General features: G+C 70.9%; 9 protein-coding genes. 3 read left to right on the top strand and 6 right to left on the bottom strand.

What is annotated here, in order from left to right; translation table 11 throughout:
• Position 1: 1 nt before the first annotated feature.
• From ACTIFV_RS15145 to ACTIFV_RS15125, 5 genes are all read right to left on the bottom strand, one after another.
• The gene (locus ACTIFV_RS15145) at positions 2-745 is read right to left on the bottom strand and encodes an ABC transporter ATP-binding protein (protein WP_439593627.1); all 744 of its coding nucleotides are present in this window, start codon (positions 743-745) and stop codon (positions 2-4) included.
• Positions 742-1,623 (bottom strand): ABC transporter ATP-binding protein, encoded by an 882-nt coding sequence (locus ACTIFV_RS15140; protein WP_439593626.1) that lies wholly within the window; start codon positions 1,621-1,623, stop codon positions 742-744. The genes ACTIFV_RS15145 and ACTIFV_RS15140 overlap by 4 nt, the downstream gene beginning before the upstream one ends.
• Complete coding sequence (locus ACTIFV_RS15135; protein ID WP_439593625.1) at positions 1,620-3,749, bottom strand: FtsX-like permease family protein; 2,130 nt, start codon at positions 3,747-3,749, stop codon at positions 1,620-1,622. Before ACTIFV_RS15135 ends, ACTIFV_RS15140 begins: the two co-directional genes overlap by 4 nt.
• Positions 3,746-6,661 (bottom strand): FtsX-like permease family protein, encoded by a 2,916-nt coding sequence (locus ACTIFV_RS15130; protein WP_439593624.1) that lies wholly within the window; start codon positions 6,659-6,661, stop codon positions 3,746-3,748. Before ACTIFV_RS15130 ends, ACTIFV_RS15135 begins: the two co-directional genes overlap by 4 nt.
• Before the next feature lie 201 nt (positions 6,662-6,862).
• Positions 6,863-8,551, bottom strand: coding sequence for an ABC transporter ATP-binding protein (locus ACTIFV_RS15125; protein ID WP_439593623.1), 1,689 nt, complete (start codon positions 8,549-8,551; stop codon positions 6,863-6,865).
• A 190-nt stretch (positions 8,552-8,741) separates the two neighbouring features.
• Between ACTIFV_RS15125 and ACTIFV_RS15120 the strand changes: the two genes are divergently transcribed.
• Both ACTIFV_RS15120 and ACTIFV_RS15115 read left to right on the top strand, forming a co-directional pair.
• Positions 8,742-9,497, top strand: a complete 756-nt coding sequence (locus ACTIFV_RS15120; RefSeq protein ID WP_439593622.1) for a LamB/YcsF family protein — start codon at positions 8,742-8,744, stop codon at positions 9,495-9,497.
• Positions 9,491-11,056, top strand: a complete 1,566-nt coding sequence (locus ACTIFV_RS15115; RefSeq protein ID WP_439593621.1) for a 5-oxoprolinase/urea amidolyase family protein — start codon at positions 9,491-9,493, stop codon at positions 11,054-11,056. Before ACTIFV_RS15120 ends, ACTIFV_RS15115 begins: the two co-directional genes overlap by 7 nt.
• 55 nt (positions 11,057-11,111) lie before the next feature.
• Here the strand turns inward: ACTIFV_RS15115 and ACTIFV_RS15110 are convergent, their stop codons facing one another.
• Complete coding sequence (locus tag ACTIFV_RS15110; RefSeq protein WP_439593620.1) at positions 11,112-13,745, bottom strand: ATP-binding protein; 2,634 nt, start codon at positions 13,743-13,745, stop codon at positions 11,112-11,114.
• A gap of 312 nt (positions 13,746-14,057) precedes the next feature.
• Between ACTIFV_RS15110 and rpoB the strand changes: the two genes are divergently transcribed.
• Positions 14,058-17,018: DNA-directed RNA polymerase subunit beta (gene rpoB, locus ACTIFV_RS15105; RefSeq protein ID WP_439593619.1), on the top strand; the 2,961-nt coding region annotated here is incomplete at its 3' end.

Raw genomic sequence — 17,018 nt, 5'->3', positions numbered from 1 at the left:
GCTATCCGACCGCGCCCCCGGCGGCACGAGCCGCGCGGCGCGACCTCCTCGTGCCGAGGGGGGTTCCGCCGAGCCGGCCGTCGTTGATCTCGAGCAGGCGGTCGGCGCGGCCGAGCAGCCGGGGGTCGTGCGTCGTGACGATGGCGGCGAGGGCGTGCTCGTGCACGAGCGATGCGATCAGATCCATCATCGTGGCCGCGGTCCTCGAGTCGAGCTGCCCCGTCGGCTCGTCGGCGATCAGCACCGATGGCCGATTCGCGAGCGCCCGCGCGATGCCCACCCGCTGGCGCTGACCGCCCGAGAGCTCATCGGGTCGCTGAGCCGCGTGCTTGGTCAGACCGACGCTCTCGAGCAGCTCCGTCACCCGTGCCGCGCGTTCCTTGATCGGTGTATCGACCAGTCGCAGCGGAACCTCGATGTTCTCGGCCGCCGTGAGCATCGGCAGCAGGGCGAAGGACTGGAAGACGAACCCCAGCTCGCGTCGGCGCAGTTCGACGAGGTCGGCTTCACGGGAAGCCGTGACGTCGACGTCGCCGAGCCGCACCCGGCCGCTCGTCGGATGATCGAGACCGCCGAGGATGTTGAGCAGCGTGGTCTTGCCCGATCCGGAGGGCCCGCGCAGCATCACGAGCTCGCCCCTGTGCAGCTCGACGGTGACGTCGCTCACCGCGTGCACCTCGTTCGCCGCGCTTCCGTACGTGCGGGTGAGGTGCTCGCCGCGCAGGACGGCGCTCTCGCCGGTCATGCGTCCACCTCGTGCTCGGTCGCAGGGTGCACCTGCACGTGGTCGCTCTCGAGCTCGAGCCTCACCAGCTTGCGCAGCGCCAGCTCGGTCAGGTACTCCTGCGGCAGCTGCAGGCGGCCGACGCGGTCGAGGACCGCGTACTCGCGGGCGATGTGCTGCTTGACACCCTCGACGTCGGTGCTCACCGAGCGATGGACCTCGGTCGACGTGCGTCCGTCGCGGATCTGGATCGTGCGGCGCACATGGTCGGACACCGCCTCGTCGTGCGTGACGATGACGACCGTCACTCCCAGGTTCTCGTTGATCTCGCGCAGCAGTTCGAGGATGCGGATGGATGCCTGCTCGTCGAGCTCTCCGGTCGGCTCGTCGGCGAGCAGCACGCGGGGCGCGTTTGCCAGGGCGACGGCGATCGCGACACGCTGCCGCTGGCCTCCCGAGAGCTCGGCCGGCTTGCGGTCGCGCAGCGACGCGAGGTCGAGCACGTCGAGCATCGCCTCGACCCGGGCCGCGCGCTGTGCACGGGGCGAGCGGGCGACCGCCAGTGCCATCGAGATGTTCTCGGCCGCCGACAGGAACGGGAGCAGATTGCGCTCGGTCTGCTGGAAGACGAATCCCACCGTGTCCCGTCGGTACTGGTTGCGCTCGCGGCCGCGCATCGCCAGCAGGTCGTGCCCGTCGACGGTGGCCGATCCCGCGGTGGGGGTGTCGAGCCCCGAAAGGATGGTGAGGAGAGTCGACTTCCCCGAGCCGGATGCTCCGACGATCGCGGTGAGCTCGCCCGCCTCGATCTCGAGGTCGAGTCCCTGCAGCGCCTGCACTTCGACGCCCTGCCCGGAGAAGATGCGCACCAGGTCGACACAGCTGATCTGCGAGGTCATTCCATCCCCATTCTGATCCTGGAACCAGGAGTCCGTCGTCGCGCGATGTTGGTGGCCGCTGCGGCTGCGAGGGCCGTTGCACCGGCGAAGACGACCGCGATGCCCGCGGTGACGGCCAGGTCGACCCCCGGCGCCACCGATGTCTTCGCGCCGGCGAAGGCGGCGAGGTCGAGCGCGGTGCCGAGGACGACCACGTCGACCGCGCCCAGCGCGACTCCCGCGACGATCGCGACGATGACGACCGGCACGAGTTCCCAGGCCACGAGTCCGCGCACCTGTGCCGCCGAGAACCCGAGCACTCGGAGCACCCCGACGGTCCGGTTGCGGCTCCGCGCTGCGGCGATCACCGCGAGCACGACCGCGACGACGCACAGGAGCAGAGGCAGCCCGGCAGCGGCGCTGAGGAACGCGAAGACGGCGGCGACGATCGGGTGCCCGGCATCCAGCGGCGCGATCTCACCGCGCGTGGCGGGATCCGAGGCGAGCGCCAGCGCACGGCTGAGGGATGCCGCCATCCCCGCCGAGAACACCGCGACCGCGACGCCGACGACGAGCGCGAAGGCGGCAGCGAACCCGAGCGACGGCGCACGGACGGCACGCGCGGAGCCGACGAGCCCCACCGCTCCTCTGCCCCTCCCTGCCGCGCGCTGCGCGGCCGCCATCATCCACGGATAGAGCCGCAGCACGCCGATCGTCACGGCTGCCGCGACGAGGAGCGGTGCGGCGGCGAGCAGCGGGTCGATGCCCGCGCCGGTCGGTGCGATCCCGCGACGGAACAGCAGGAAGAGGGATGCCGCGGCGAGCCCGATCACGAGCACCTCGACGATCCAGCGCGCTCTCGGCGGTCGTTCGCGCGCCGCGGGCGGCGGGACGGCGAGGGCGAACAGCAGCGGGGGAATCGCCGCGATCAGCACGACGGGCCAGAGATCCTCGATCGCCGTGCGTCCGCCGGTCACGGCGAACGCGGCTGCGGCCCCCAGCGCGGCGGCGGGCACGGCGAGGAGGACGCCTTCGAGCATCATCGTGATCCGCAGCTGGAGTCCGCTCGCACCGCGCGCCCGGGCGAGCGCGAACGCGGCCGATCGGCGGTCGGCGATCGAGCCGACGGCGAGCGCCAGCACAGCGAGGATCACGCCGAGCGGCCCGGAGATCAGCATCGCCAGGAGCGCCGTGGTCAGCGCGACCCGGGCGGACACGTCATCCAGGTCCGCCGCGAGGCCGCCGTCGAAGATCAGGTTCTCACCCGAGAACAGCTGCACGGTGCCGGAGCTCAGCTCACGGATCTGCTCCGCCAGGCGAGGGACGTCGACGAACCTCACCTCGTCGATCTGGAGGGTGTACCAGGCATCGATCCGCGCCGTGGCGAAGGGCTCGCGCAGCGCCACCGTGGACTCGGGATCGATGAGCACATCGACGACGTAGATGAGACGGCCGTCGGCGTTGCGGCTCTCCACGGCATCGCGCAGGTACGGGCGGTGCTCCCAGAAGGGATCCCCTGCATCCGTCGGCTCATACAGGCCCGTGACGAGCAGCGGGGTGAACGGCAGGGCGAGGACGTCGCCGATGCCGATGCCCATCCGCTCGCTCGCGGCGACCGAGAGCGCGATCTCGACCGGAGCGCCCACTGACTCTTCGGTCGGCGGCGCCGGGCGCGTGCCCTGGACGAAGGTGACGACCTCCTCCCACCGGGGGGCGGCCGTCAGCCCGACGAGGTTGGGCGCGACCTGTCCGGTGTCGCTGCTGGATGTCGCAGACGTGCGTGTGGTGGTGGCGGTCCACTCCGAGTCGCTCAGCACTGCGCCGAGAGGCGGCGTCAGGCGGGGGACCACGCCTTCCACCGTGCCGGTGATCTCGTCGATGCCGCTTCGCTCGGTGGCGTTGCCGAAGGGACTACCGCCCGGGCGGCCGAAGTACGCCGAGGCGGTGAGGTCGTGGCGAGGCGCCGAGAATCCCTCGAGCGTGTGGCGCACTTCGCGGTCGGACACCTCCGCGAGCGCTCCCGGGGCGGTCGCGACGAGGAAGGCGCAGATGGCGACGATGATCGCGACGATGGCGGCGAGGGGCGCATCCGTCGCCCCCTGCCGGGCGAGCAGGCCGAAGGCGCTGCGACGTTCGCGACGGGTCATTCGTCCACCTGCTGCACCGTGAGCGTGCGAGCGGCCCGACCCGCCGTCGTGCCCGCCAGAGTGATGACGGCGGCGACCGCGAGGGCGAGGGCCACGAGCGCGCCCACGCCCACGACGACATCGAATCGCGGCGGCGTGGGAATGCTCGCGTAGACACCCGGGATGGCGGCGCGGGCGAGCGTGCCGACGACGACGAGCAGGGCGACGAGTCCCGCAGCCGCCCCGCAGACGGCGCCCCACGCCGAGATGATGGCGAGTTCACCGCGCCGCACGCCGGCCTGCTGTCCCGCGGCGAGTCCGAGTGCGCGCAGGACGCCGATCTCGTTGCGTCGCTCGCGCTGCTGCGCCGCGCAGACGACGATGAGACCCGCGATCGCGAGGGCACCACCTGCCGCGGCGGCGATCCAGAGCGCTCCGGCGCCCGCGGTCAGCATGGGCAGGTCGGGCTCCGCGCCGAGTTCGTCGACCGCGACGGATGAGGGCATGAGCTCTCGCAGGGCGGACGCGCTCGCCGCCGCGTCGTCGCTGCCCACCCATACCGTCGACGGCATGCGAGGGTCGGCCGCGCTCGTGAGCAGGGCCAGATCCACCACCGCCGTGTCGACGAGAAGTCCGGACGACCCGGAGGCGCCCGGGATCACCGGGACGATCGCGGTCACGACGGCGGAGACCGGTGGCGCCGACGACGAGATGCGGACGGTGACGGCCGAGCCCACCTCGGCGTCGATGCGTTCCGCGAGCCGCTCCGAGATCGCGATCAGTCCGTCGTCTGCCCGGGACAGGAGGCGCAGGACGGCACCTGCCTCCTCGGGCACGCCCCCGGGACCGAGCTCGCTCCGCAGGAACGGTGTTCCGTTCTCGCGGAAGGCCACCTGGATCACGGGCACCGGGCTCACCGCACCCGCGTCCGTCGTGACGGACCTCACCGCCACCGTCGTCGGGGCGACGCCGTCCAGTGGCACGACGTCGATCGCCACGAGCCGCCAGGGTGCGCGGCCGAGGGGCAGGGTGGCGCTCGCGACGCCCACCTGGTCGGCCGCCGGGCTCAGAGGCACCTCGTCGAGCCGGCCCCAGGCATCCACGAGCCACACCGATCGCGCCTCGGCGGGCGACGTCCCGACATCGATGGTCACGTTCGTCGCTTCGCCGGGCAGCTGCGGCAGCTCGGTCTGCGCGACGATCGCCTCGGACAGCGCGGCGGTGTCGATCAGGTCGCGGCCGTCTTCAGCGAGCTCGGCGATCGCCGCCGGGGTTGAGCCCACCAGGCCGGCCTGCTCGCTGCCGATCGTCACCGACTGCGTCCGCACCGGGGCGAGCCCCACGACCGAAGCGGCCCCCGCGGCGGTGTCGAGGTCGGCGGCCGTCATTCCGCCGGGCGGGGCCTGCAGCCGCAGAGCTGACCCCGACCGCAGCTGCTGGGCCTGCGTGAACGACTCCGACCAGGTCGCGCTGTAGCCGGCCGCCACCACGAGCTGGCCGACGGCGAGCCCCAGCATCACGATGGTCGCCGCCGCCGCTCCGATGCGGCGGGAGACTCCCCGCACCGCCAGAGCTCTCCCCGTCCCGCGCACCGCTCCGCGTTCGGCCGCGGCGACGAGGGCGGGGAAGAGGTAGAGGCCGAGCAGCACCACGCTCGCGAGGATGAGCGCCGGTGCGACGACGGTCACGGGGTCGACGCTCGGCTCGCCCGACGCCCTCCCCGTGACAGGTCCGTAGGTGCGGAGCTGCCACGTCGAGAGGGCCGCCGCGACGAGGAGCAGCACGACCCCGCCGACCCCGGCGAAGCTCCGCGCGCGGCCCGCGCGCTCGGCCGCCCGGGGAGCCCGCGCCGTGCGGATGGTCCTCAGTGAGAAGGCGAGGGCGCCGGCGGCGACCGCGGCGGCTGCCGCCCAGAGGCCCGCCCAGAGCGTGGATGCCACGGCCTCCGACCCCTGCACGCTCCACAGCACCAGCGCGGCCACGCCGATGCCGAGGGCCGAGCCGATCGCGGTGATCGCGGCCGCCTCCAGCCCGGCCCGGACCGACAGCGACGCGGTCGTCGCGCCCCGCGACCACAGCAGCGCCATCTCGGTCGCCCGGGTGCGCGCCGTGAGCCCGGCGAGTTCCCAGATCGTGAGCGCGGCGATCACCGAGAGGATCACCAGCGCGAGCGGGATGGCGGTCTGCAGTGCGGCGAGGCGCACCCCCAGTTCGCGGGTCGAGGTGACGAACTGGCCCGATCGGCTTCCCGTCTCGAGACCGGCCGCCCTGATCGCGTCGGGCACCTGCTCCCACGCGTGAGCGATCGCCGCCAGATCCGTGGCCTGCAGCCGTCCCGTATCGGGGATGATCGCCCACTGCACCCAGGGCTTGGCATCCAGCGCGCTCCACAGCGACCGATCGATGACAAGGGGTCCGGCACTGTCGCCCGACGCCCCGGTCGTCCACTGCTCCTCGCCCAGCCATCGGGGCGCCTCGGCGTCGGAGACCCGCCAGGTTCCGACGAGCGTCACCCGGGCATCCTGCATCGACAGGGTGTCGCCGAGTGCCAGACCGAGCGCGCTCGCGGCATCCGCCTGCAGCGTCGCCTCACTCGGGTCGTCGGCCCAGCGTCCTGTCACGAGGTCGGCATCGGAATCCAGGCGAGAGGCGCTGACGACGATCACACGGCGCTCGGTCGCGTCGTCGAGCGTGACATCCAGCACCGTCTGCACGGACTGCTCGATCGAGAGGGGAATCGCTCGGGTGCCGTTTCGGAACGACGCCCGGAACGTCTCCTCCGTCACCCGCGCCTGCTCCTCCGGATCGGATGCGAGCGGCATCGTCAGCCCGAGAGACAGGTCGTACCGGGGAGTCGCCTCGAGGACTCCGCGCACGCCGACGGTCGCGGAAGACGAGAGCAGGCCCACGACGCCGGCGGAGGCTCCGGTCATGATCGCCGCGACGACGAGAAGCCCGGCGAAGAGGCTCGCGCGTCGACGGATGCGGACGATCGTGAACAGCGTCGACTCCTCTTCGATGTCCGCGCCCGGGTGCGCACTTACTCGAGAGTAACCCGTTGCTCCGACGACGCGAGGCTTCGCGTCGCCCTCTTACGCGAGCGACGCAGGGTCGGTCGCGTGGGGAGGGCGGCCTCAGACCGCGATGTCGAGTTCGTTGCCCGGGATGGATGCCAGCAGCTTGCGCGTGTAGGGATCGCGCGGGTTGGTGAAGATCTCCTCCGACGTCGCGGCCTCGACGAGCTTGCCGTCCTTCATGACGCAGACGTAGTCGCTGATCAGCCGCACGACGGCGAGGTCGTGCGAGATGAAGAGATAGCTCAGGCCGTACTCGCCCTGCAGATCGCGCAGGAGCGTCAGCACCTGATCCTGCACGAGCACGTCCAGGGCCGAGACCGGCTCGTCGCACACGATGAGCTCTGGTTCGAGCGCGAGCGCGCGGGCGATCGCGACGCGCTGTCGCTGACCGCCCGACAGTTCGGACGGATACCGGCTCATCATCGACGTGGGCAGGGCCACGTCATCCAGCAGCTTCTTGACGCGGGCCGTCCGCTCTTTCGACGAACCCCTCTTATAGAAGGAGAGGGGCTCCTCGATGATCCGCTCGATCGTGAACATCGGATTGAGCGACGAATACGGGTCCTGGAAGATCGGCTGCACCTTCTGGCGGAAGTCGCGCAGCTGACGGCCCTTGAGGGTCGCGACATCCTGTCCCTCGAAGCGCATCGCGCCGCTCGTCGGCTCGATGACCTTGAGCAGCATGCGCGCCGTGGTCGTCTTGCCCGAGCCGGATTCTCCGACGATCGCGACCGTCTGGCCGCGGGGGATCGAGAGCGACACGTCGTCGACGGCGACGAAGTCCTCCTTCTTGCCGCGGATCTTGAACACCTTCGTGAGGTTCTCGATCTCGACGATGTTGTCGACGGGGGTGGATGCCTCGGCCGGCGCCTCGACGGGCGTGACGGTCGCGGCGGGCCGGCGGAACGCCTCGGGCCGCAGCCGAACGGCGGCGACCGAGGGCGCGGCCTTGACGAGCGCCTGCGTGTACGGCTGCTGCGGGTCTTCGAGGATCTGGCGCGCCGGTCCCTGCTCGACGATGCGGCCCCGGCTCATCACGACGACGTGCGAGGCGCGCTCGGCCGCGAGTCCCAGGTCGTGCGTGATGAGCATGACCGCCGTGCCGAGCTCGCCCGTCATCCGGTCGAGCTGGTCGAGGATCGTCTTCTGCACCGTCACGTCGAGCGCGCTCGTCGGCTCGTCGGCGATGAGCAGCTTGGGGTTGCACGCGAGGCCGATCGCGATGAGCGCGCGCTGCCGCATGCCGCCCGAGAACTCGTGCGGATACTGCTTCGCGCGCTCTTCGGCGTTGGGCAGTCCCGCCGCAGCGAGGGTCTCGACGACCCGGCGGTCGACGTCCTTGCGGGTCGCCAGCCCGTGCGCCAGCAGGGTCTCGGCGATCTGGGTGCCGATCTTGGACACGGGGTTGAGGTTCGACATCGGATCCTGCGGCACGAGTCCGATCGAGCGGCCGCGGATCGTGCGCATGACGCTCTCGGGTGCGCCGACGATGTCCTGGCCCTCGAAGAGGATGCTGCCCCGCGTCACCCGCCCGTTGCCCGGCAGCAGGCCGATCGTCGCCATCGCGGTGGTCGATTTGCCCGAGCCAGACTCGCCCACGATCGCGAGCGTCTGGCCGGCGGCGAGGTCGAGGTCGACGGCCTGCACCGCGTGCACGGGCCCGTCGAGCGTCTGGAACTCGACGGCGACATCCCGCACCTGCAGGAGCGGCGTGCCGGCGGCGGGGCGTTCGGTGGAGCGAGGCATCCCCCCATCCTGCCTCGCGACACGGGGCATTGCACCCGCCCGCGGCCAGGCTTTACCCAGTCGTAACGGCCTGTGGTCCCGTCCGCGTGCACGATGTCGGCGATCCGCAGCCGACGAGCCGGCTAGGCGTGCCCTGGGGTGATCCGGCTCGGGATCTGCCGACGCTGTGCACCGGCGATAGCGTGGAGCCGTGGCATCCATCGACCTGAACGCCGACCTCGGCGAGACCGTCGACGGCGTGCCGACGGCCGACGACGAGGCGATGTTCGCGGTGATCTCGAGCGCGAGCATCGCGTGCGGCGCGCACGCGGGGGATGACGCATCGATGCGTCGGGCCGTAGAGCGCGCCCAGAGGTTCGGGGTCGCCGTGGGGGCGCATCCGTCGTTCCCCGACGCGGCGAACTTCGGTCGCATCGATGTGCGGATGCCGCCCGACGAGCTCGAGGCGACGGTGTGGCAGCAGCTGGTGGCACTGGATGCCGCGGGGGCCGACATCAGATACGTCAAGCCGCACGGGGCGCTCTACCACGCCGTATCGAGCCGCGAGGCGGACGCACGAGCCGTCGCTGCGGCGATCGCAACGCTGTCGGATCGCGTCGCGCGTGCGGTGCCGATCCTCGGCATGGACGGTCCTATCGCCGACGCCGCGAAGGAGGCGGGTCTCCCGTTCGTGCGGGAGGCGTTCCTCGACCGCGGCTATCGCGCCGACGGCACGCTCGTGCCGCGGACGGCGCCGGGTGCGCTCCTCGGCGACCCCGGCGCCGTCGCCGAACGCGCCCTGCTCCTCGTCCGCGAGGGCGTCGTCGAGACGATCGACGGCGAGCGGATCGCGGTGGATGCCGCTTCCCTCTGCGTGCACGGCGACTCGCCGGCCGCGGTCGCGATGGCGCGCGCGGTGCGCTCCGCACTGGAGGACGCCGGAGTGACGGTGCGCGCGCCGTGGTGATCCATGCGATGGGGGAGCGCGCGTTCCTCGTCGAGGTCGGGTCGCTGGATGCCGTGCTCGCGCTGCACGCGCGGCTCGAAGCATCCCGTCCCGAAGGGGTCGTCGATCTCGTCCCCGCGGCCCGCACGGTGCTCGTCCGCGTGGACCCGCGTGTGCTGCCGCTCGCCGCGGCGCGCGCGTGGGCTCTTGCAGCGCCGGAGCAGGAGGTGCAGCGCGGAGACGGCGCCTCTGTCGAACTGCCCATCTTCTATGACGGCCCCGACCTCGCCGAGACCGCCGATCTGCTCGGCGTCGGCCCGGATGAGCTCGTTCGCCGGCATCGGGATGCCGAGTGGACCGTCGCCTTCACGGGCTTCGCCCCGGGGTTCGGCTATCTCGTGAGCCCCGACTGGCCCTACGACGTGCCGCGGCTCGCGCAGCCGCGCACGCGCGTGCCGGCGGGCGCGGTCGGCCTCGCGGCGGGCTTCACCGGCGCCTATCCGCGCGAGACACCGGGCGGATGGCGGCTGATCGGCACGACTCCCGTCACCTTGTTTGACCCGGATGCCGCGGCGCCCGCGCTCCTCTCGCCGGGCACGCGCGTGCGCTTCCGGGAGTCGTCCGCCGGGGTGCCCGCCTCCTCGACCGGCATCACCGTCTCGGCGGGGCGGCCCGCGGAAGGCGCGGGGATGGATGCCGACGCCGAGACCACGCGGAGCATCCGGATCGTCGAGCCCGGCCTGCTCGCGACGCTGCAGGACCTCGGCCGAGCCGGTGCCGCTGCGCTCGGGGTCGCCGTCTCGGGCGCGTTCGACCGGGCGGCGCTGCGCACCGCGAATCGGCTGGTCGGCAACCCCGAGGGTGCGGCGGCGATCGAGGTCACGATGGGCGGTCTGCGCGCGCGCACGGGCGCCGACGCGTGGTTCGCCGTCACGGGCGCATGGGGGCGCATCCTGCTCGACGGCCGCGAGGTCGACCCCTACGAGGCGCATCCCTGGCCCGTCGGCGCGGAACTGCACCTCGACTGGTTCGCGCACGGCGCGAGAGCGTACCTCGCCGTGCGCGGCGGGTTCACGGGGCGCTCGGCCCTCGGGTCGCTCTCGACCGACCTGCTCGCAGGCCTCGGTCCCGCGCCGCTGTCTGCGGGAGACGTCGTGCCGCTCGGCGAGCCACCGCACGACCCCATCCCCGTCGCCACGCTCGCGCCCTGGGGTGCTCCGGCCGACGACCTCGAGCTCGAGCTCGCCCCCGGTCCGCGCGCCGACTGGTTCACGGCATCCGCCCTCTCCACTCTCTTCGAGACGTCGTGGACCGTCGGCGCCGCCGCCGACCGGGTCGGCGTGCGGCTCGAGGGCCCGGCTCTCGACCGCTCGAACATCGGCGAGCTGCCCAGCGAGGGCATGGTCGCGGGCGCGATCCAGGTGCCCCCGGACGGACGGCCCGTCATCCTGTGCGCCGACGGTCCCGTGACGGGGGGCTATCCCGTGATCGCTGTCGTGACGGATGCCGCGCTCGACCAGCTGGCGCAGGCGCGACCGGGTACGCGCATCCGCTTCCGCCACGCCCGCGCGACGGTGTGAGCACTCGTTCTTCACGCGTCGCCCGCTCCGTCCCGGGGACCGGGCGGAGCAGGGGTCACCAGTGCGCGACCGCGTCCGAGACGCGGGCGAAGTCCGATTCGGGCAGCGCGAGGCGCACGGCGTCCGCGACGGTCATGTCGGCCCCGTCCGCCTCGCCTTGGGCGACTCCCGCGGCATCCCTCCCGCGCAGGATCTCGAGATAAGGCGTGTGCACGGTGAACGCCTCGGCGTCGAAGATGCCGATCCGTCTCCGGATGACGCCTGCGGCCACGGCGAGAGCCGCGGCCCGCCATGCCTCGCCGCGCGACGCGGCGACCGCGCAGATGCCCTCGAGGCCGTACGCGACGCCCTCCTCGTAGTGCAGGCCGACGCTGATCACGAGGGTGTCGATGAACTCCGCCTCCGCGAGATCGGTGCGCCCGAGCTGGAAGTTGAGACGCGAACGCAGATTTCCCGCGACCGACCTCGTGAAGAGGTCGCTGCGCGCCTCGGCGATCTCAGCGGCACGGTCGAAGTGCGCGAGCGCCTCGGTCGTGGACTGGCGAACCCACGCCAGCCTGCCCAGCGAGACTTCGGTGATCGCCTCCGCCCAGCTGTTGCCCGCCTCGCGCAGGCGGGTGACGGCCTCGCGCAGCTCGGCCTCGGCCTTCTCGGCGTCGACGTCCTGCAGCTGGATCCGGGCCGTGGCGCGCGCCGCGAGTGCCATTGCGGCCGAGTCCTCGTCTCCCGACTCCGCGAACAGCCGCACGCATTCGCCCAGTCCGGCGACCACCTGCTCGCTCGGCCGCTGCCACATCTCGCCCCACAGCGCCAGGAACCAGGCGACGGCCCGCGTGTGCTGGGTGATGGCGTGGGCGTGCTGCTTCTCGAGCAGTTCGAGCATCCACAGCCGCACTTCGGCGAAGAACCCCGAGATCCACCAGTAGATGAGCAGGCTCCACGCGAAGTCGCCGGCGTCGTCGAGCCGGTTGGTGTAGACGAGGTGGCGGACGGCCGCGCGCAGGTTGGGAAGCTCCAGGCCGAGCTGCATGACCGCTTCGGCCTGGCCGCTGCCGCCCAGACCGGGCGCGACGCGCAGGACGAGCTCGCTGTAGTAGTCCGCGTGCGCGGCGCGCACCCGATCGGCGTCGCCGCGTGCCTTGAGTCGGTCCAGCGCGTACTCCCGCACGATCGCGAGCAGTGAGAACACCGACCTGCCTCCCATGTCGAACTGCTTGACGAGGGATCCGTCCACAAGTGCAGAAAGCGCGTCCAGTGCCTGGCCGTCCCAGGAGCGGCCGGAGCCGAGCGCCTCCACGGCGTCGAGGGTGAATCTCGTCGCGAACACTCCGAGGTCCTCGAGCAGGTCGCGCTGGATCTCGGGCAGCAGGCTCACGCTCCAGTCGATCGTCGCCCGCATCGTGCGGTGGCGCTCGGGCAGATCGCGCACCGCCGCCGACAGCAGGGGGAGGCTCTTGCCGAGCCGTTCGGCTATCCCCGCGGGCGCGAGGATCCGCACCTTCGCGGCGGCCAGCTCGATCGCGAGCGGCAGGCCCTCGAGGCGACGGCAGATGTCGGCGAGGTCGCCGGCGTTGTCGGAGGTCACGTCGAACCCCGGTTTGACCGCCCGCGCCCGGTCGACGAACAGCGCGACGGCCGCGGAGCGGATGGCAGGGTCGAGACTCGCCGGGAATCCTCCCGCCGGTATCGAGAGCGACGGGACGTCGTAGACGCGCTCGCCCCGGATGTGGAGCACGATGCGGCTCGTGACGAGGAAGGTCGCGGTGGGAGCGACCGTGTACAGCCGCACCAGGACGGGGGCGGCGTCCACGATCTGCTCGAAGTTGTCGAGGACGATCAGCACGCGGCGACCCTCGAGGGCGTGCGAGATGCGCTCCTCGAGCGCAGCTTCGCCGTTGTCGCGGATACCCAGCGTGAAAGCGATCGTCGGCAGCAGCAGACCGGGTTCGAGTACGCCTTCGAGAGGCACGAAGTACGTGCCGTCGGGGAAGAGGTCCTCGGTCGCGAGAGCCGTCTCGATCGCGAGGCGGCTCTTGCCGATCCCCCCGGGGCCGATGAGGCTCACGACGCGATCCGTTCCCACGGCGAGCATCTCGCGCACTGCGGCGATGTCGTCTTCGCGACCGATCGTCGTCGTATAGGGAACGGGGATGCGCGAGACGAGCGAGGAGACGGCGTGCTCCGGCTCGAGATCGGATACCACCCGCGACTCGTCGAAGCGCTCCGCGAGGAGCGTCGCGAGATCGTTGGCCACCTGCTCCTCGAGCTCGGCCTCGGATCGGAAGTGGAGATACGCCGCCGTGTCGTCGCTCTGGATGCGCGCGATGAGGGCGCCCAGGCGTTCGTCGCGCTCGTCCGTGCTCTTGATGTAGATGAGCTTGGGCATACCCGTCGGCGCGAGGCGGTACTCGTCCTCCAGTCCCGAGATGTCCTCCCCCGGGGCGACCCAGCCGTAGCTCGCCCCGTAGATCCCGACGAAGACATCGCTCTGATCCAGATAGGCGCGGTAGAGGTCCCGCGGCGGATGGGGCCGAGCGCCGAGCTCGAACATGACAGGAGCCATGCGCAGGCGCTCGACGGCGGCGCGCACCGCCCTGCGCTCGCCGGCGAGCTCATGCAGCGTCGAACTCACGAAGACCCGGATCCGCTGATCGGGGGTGCGGATCACGGGGCGGGTGTCCCCGGTCATGAGCACATCATGGCGCGAGGAGCGCCTCGTTTCCATGCTTTCGCACGCAATGAAGCGCGCGGAGGGCGGTTATACCGCAGCATCCCGAACTCGTCAAGAATCTCGCTTGCCATGCGAGGCATGACGACGTATAGTTGGTAGTTGCGCTCTGGATTCCCCCTGCCCTCATATGGTGGTCGGCTGTGCCTGTGTGCCCCCTCCTTTCGTCTCAGGACGATCGGCGAGCGTGGCGCCGGGTTATCGGGGAAGCGGAGCACTCCACCCTGACGACAAGGAAACGAGCCCGGGCACGGGCCCACGGAGGTAATCCCCTTGGCTGCTGCGCGCAACGCATCCACCACCACCACCCCTAAGAGCGGCCGCGGAGCATCCCGCCTCTCGTTCGCCAAGATCACCGACAACCTCGAGGTTCCCGACCTCCTGGCTCTGCAGACCGAGTCGTTCGACTGGCTCGTCGGCAACGACGCGTGGAAGACGCGCGTCGCCGAGGCCGCTGCGGCCGGACGCACCGGCGTCCCCGAGATCAGCGGTCTGGAGGAGATCTTCGAAGAGATCTCGCCGATCGAGGACCTCAGCGAGACGATGCAGCTCTCGTTCACGAACCCCTACCTCGAGCCCGAGAAGTACTCGATCGACGAGTGCAAGGAGCGCGGCAAGACGTACGCCGCCCCGCTCTACGTCGAGGCCGAGTTCATGAACCACCAGACCGGCGAGATCAAGACCCAGACGGTCTTCATGGGCGACTTCCCGCTCCAGACCGACAAGGGCACGTTCATCATCAACGGCACGGAGCGCGTCGTCGTGTCGCAGCTCGTCCGTTCGCCTGGTGTGTACTTCGACAAGACCCCCGACAAGACGTCCGACAAGGACATCGTGTCGGCGCGCGTCATCCCGAGCCGCGGTGCGTGGCTCGAGTTCGAGATCGACAAGCGCGACCAGGTCGGCGTGCGCATCGACCGCAAGCGCAAGCAGTCGGTCACGGTGTTCCTCAAGGCCCTCGGCCTCACGAGCGAAGACATCATGAGCGAGTTCGCCGGCTTCGACTCCATCGAGGAGACGCTGTCGAAGGACACCATCGTCACGAAGGAAGACGCGCTCCGCGACATCTACCGGAAGCTGCGTCCGGGCGAGCAGGTGGCCGCCGAGGCCGCGCGCGCGCTCCTGGACAACTTCTACTTCAACCCGAAGCGCTACGACCTCGCCAAGGTCGGTCGGTACAAGATCAACCAGAAGCTCGGTCTCGACCAGCCGCTGTCGGACTCGGTCCTGACCGTCGACGACATCGTCGCGACGATCAAGTACCTGGTGCGCCTGCACCGCGGCGACGTCGTGTTCGACGGCATCCGCGGCGGGCAGCCGGCCGAGATCCGCCTCGACACCGACGACATCGACAACTTCGGCAACCGTCGCATCCGCGCCGTCGGCGAGCTCATCCAGAACCAGGTCCGCACGGGTCTGTCGCGCATGGAGCGCGTCGTCCGCGAGCGCATGACGACGCAGGACATCGAGGCGATCACGCCGCAGACCCTGATCAACGTGCGCCCCGTCGTCGCCGCGATCAAGGAGTTCTTCGGAACCTCGCAGCTGTCGCAGTTCATGGACCAGAACAACCCGCTCGCGGGTCTGACGCACAAGCGTCGCCTCTCGGCGCTCGGCCCCGGAGGCCTCAGCCGTGAGCGCGCCGGCGTCGAGGTCCGCGACGTCCACCCGTCGCACTACGGCCGCATGTGCCCCATCGAGACCCCGGAAGGCCCGAACATCGGCCTCATCGGCTCGCTCGCGTCGTTCGCGCGCATCAACGCGTTCGGCTTCATCGAGACGCCGTACCGTCGTGTCGTCGATGGCAAGGTCACCGACGAGATCGACTACCTCACGGCATCCGAGGAGAGCGACTACATCGTCGCCCAGGCCGGTGTCGCGCTGAAGGCCGACGGCTCGTTCGCGACCGACCGCGTGCTGGCCCGTCGTGGTCAGGGTGGCGAGGTCGACCTCTTCCACGCCGACGAGATCGGCTACATGGATGTCTCGCCCCGCCAGATGGTGTCGGTCGCGACGTCGCTCATCCCGTTCCTCGAGCACGACGACGCGAACCGCGCCCTCATGGGTGCCAACATGCAGCGTCAGGCCGTTCCGCTCCTGCGTTCGGAGTCCCCTGTCGTCGGAACCGGCATGGAGGGCTACGCGGCCATCGACGCCGGTGACGTGCTCACCGCCGAGAAGGCCGGTGTCGTGATGGAGGTCTCGGCGGACGTCGTGACGATCCAGCTCGACGAGGGTGGCACTCAGGACTACTTCCTGCGCAAGTTCGACCGCTCCAACCAGGGCACGTCGTACAACCAGCGCGTCATCGTCTCGGCGGGAGACCGCATCGAGAAGGGCGAGGTCATCGCCGACGGACCCGCGACGGAGAACGGCGAGCTCGCGCTCGGCAAGAACCTCCTCGTGGCGTTCATGACGTGGGAGGGCCACAACTTCGAGGACGCCATCATCCTCAGCCAGGACCTCGTGAAGGACGACACCCTCTCCTCGATCCACATCGAGGAGTACGAGGTGGATGCCCGTGACACGAAGCTCGGCAAGGAGGAGATCACCCGCGACCTCCCCAACGTGAGCCCGGACCTGCTGAAGGACCTCGACGAGCGCGGCATCATCCGCATCGGCGCCGAGGTGCGTCCCGGCGACATCCTCGTCGGCAAGGTCACGCCCAAGGGCGAGACCGAGCTGTCGGCCGAGGAGCGCCTGCTGCGCGCGATCTTCAACGAGAAGAGCCGCGAGGTCCGCGACACGTCGCTCAAGGTGCCGCACGGCGAGCAGGGCACGATCATCGCCGTCAAGGAGTTCAACGCCGAGGACGGCGACGACGAGCTCGGCTCGGGCGTCAACCGCCGCGTCGTGGTCTACATCGCCCAGAAGCGCAAGATCACCGAGGGCGACAAGCTCGCCGGCCGCCACGGCAACAAGGGCGTCATCGCGAAGATCCTCCCCGTCGAGGACATGCCCGTCCTCGCGGACGGCACGCCGGTCCAGGTCATCCTGAACCCGCTCGGCATCCCGGGTCGCATGAACTTCGGCCAGGTCCTCGAACTCCACCTCGGCTGGATCTCCCAGCAGGGCTGGAAGGTCGAGGGCAACCCGAAGTGGGCGGCGAGCCTGCCGACCGCGGCACGTGAGGCCGCTGCCGGCACGAAGGTCGCGACCCCTGTGTTCGACGGTGCGTTCGAGGACGAGATCGCAGGTCTCCTCGACTCGACGCTCCCGACGCGCGACGGCGAG

Origin of the sequence: Microbacterium sp. (genome assembly GCF_051860965.1) — a bacterium.
In the GTDB taxonomy this organism is placed as follows: Bacteria; Actinomycetota; Actinomycetes; order Actinomycetales; family Microbacteriaceae; genus Microbacterium.
The sequence above is the reverse complement of the archived record's forward strand: the minus strand, read 5'-3'. Positions and strand labels throughout refer to the sequence as shown.

Excerpts from the sequence above, each read along its gene's own strand:
- ACTIFV_RS15135 (WP_439593625.1), bottom strand. The coding sequence starts at position 3,749 with ATGACCCGTCGCGAACGTCGCAGCGCCTTCGGCCTGCTCGCCCGGCAG.
- ACTIFV_RS15145 (WP_439593627.1), bottom strand. The coding sequence starts at position 745 with ATGACCGGCGAGAGCGCCGTCCTGCGCGGCGAGCACCTCACCCGCACG.
- ACTIFV_RS15140 (WP_439593626.1), bottom strand. The coding sequence starts at position 1,623 with ATGACCTCGCAGATCAGCTGTGTCGACCTGGTGCGCATCTTCTCCGGG.
- ACTIFV_RS15125 (WP_439593623.1), bottom strand. The coding sequence starts at position 8,551 with ATGCCTCGCTCCACCGAACGCCCCGCCGCCGGCACGCCGCTCCTGCAG.
- ACTIFV_RS15130 (WP_439593624.1), bottom strand. The coding sequence starts at position 6,661 with ATGACCGGAGCCTCCGCCGGCGTCGTGGGCCTGCTCTCGTCTTCCGCG.
- ACTIFV_RS15110 (WP_439593620.1), bottom strand. The coding sequence starts at position 13,745 with ATGACCGGGGACACCCGCCCCGTGATCCGCACCCCCGATCAGCGGATC.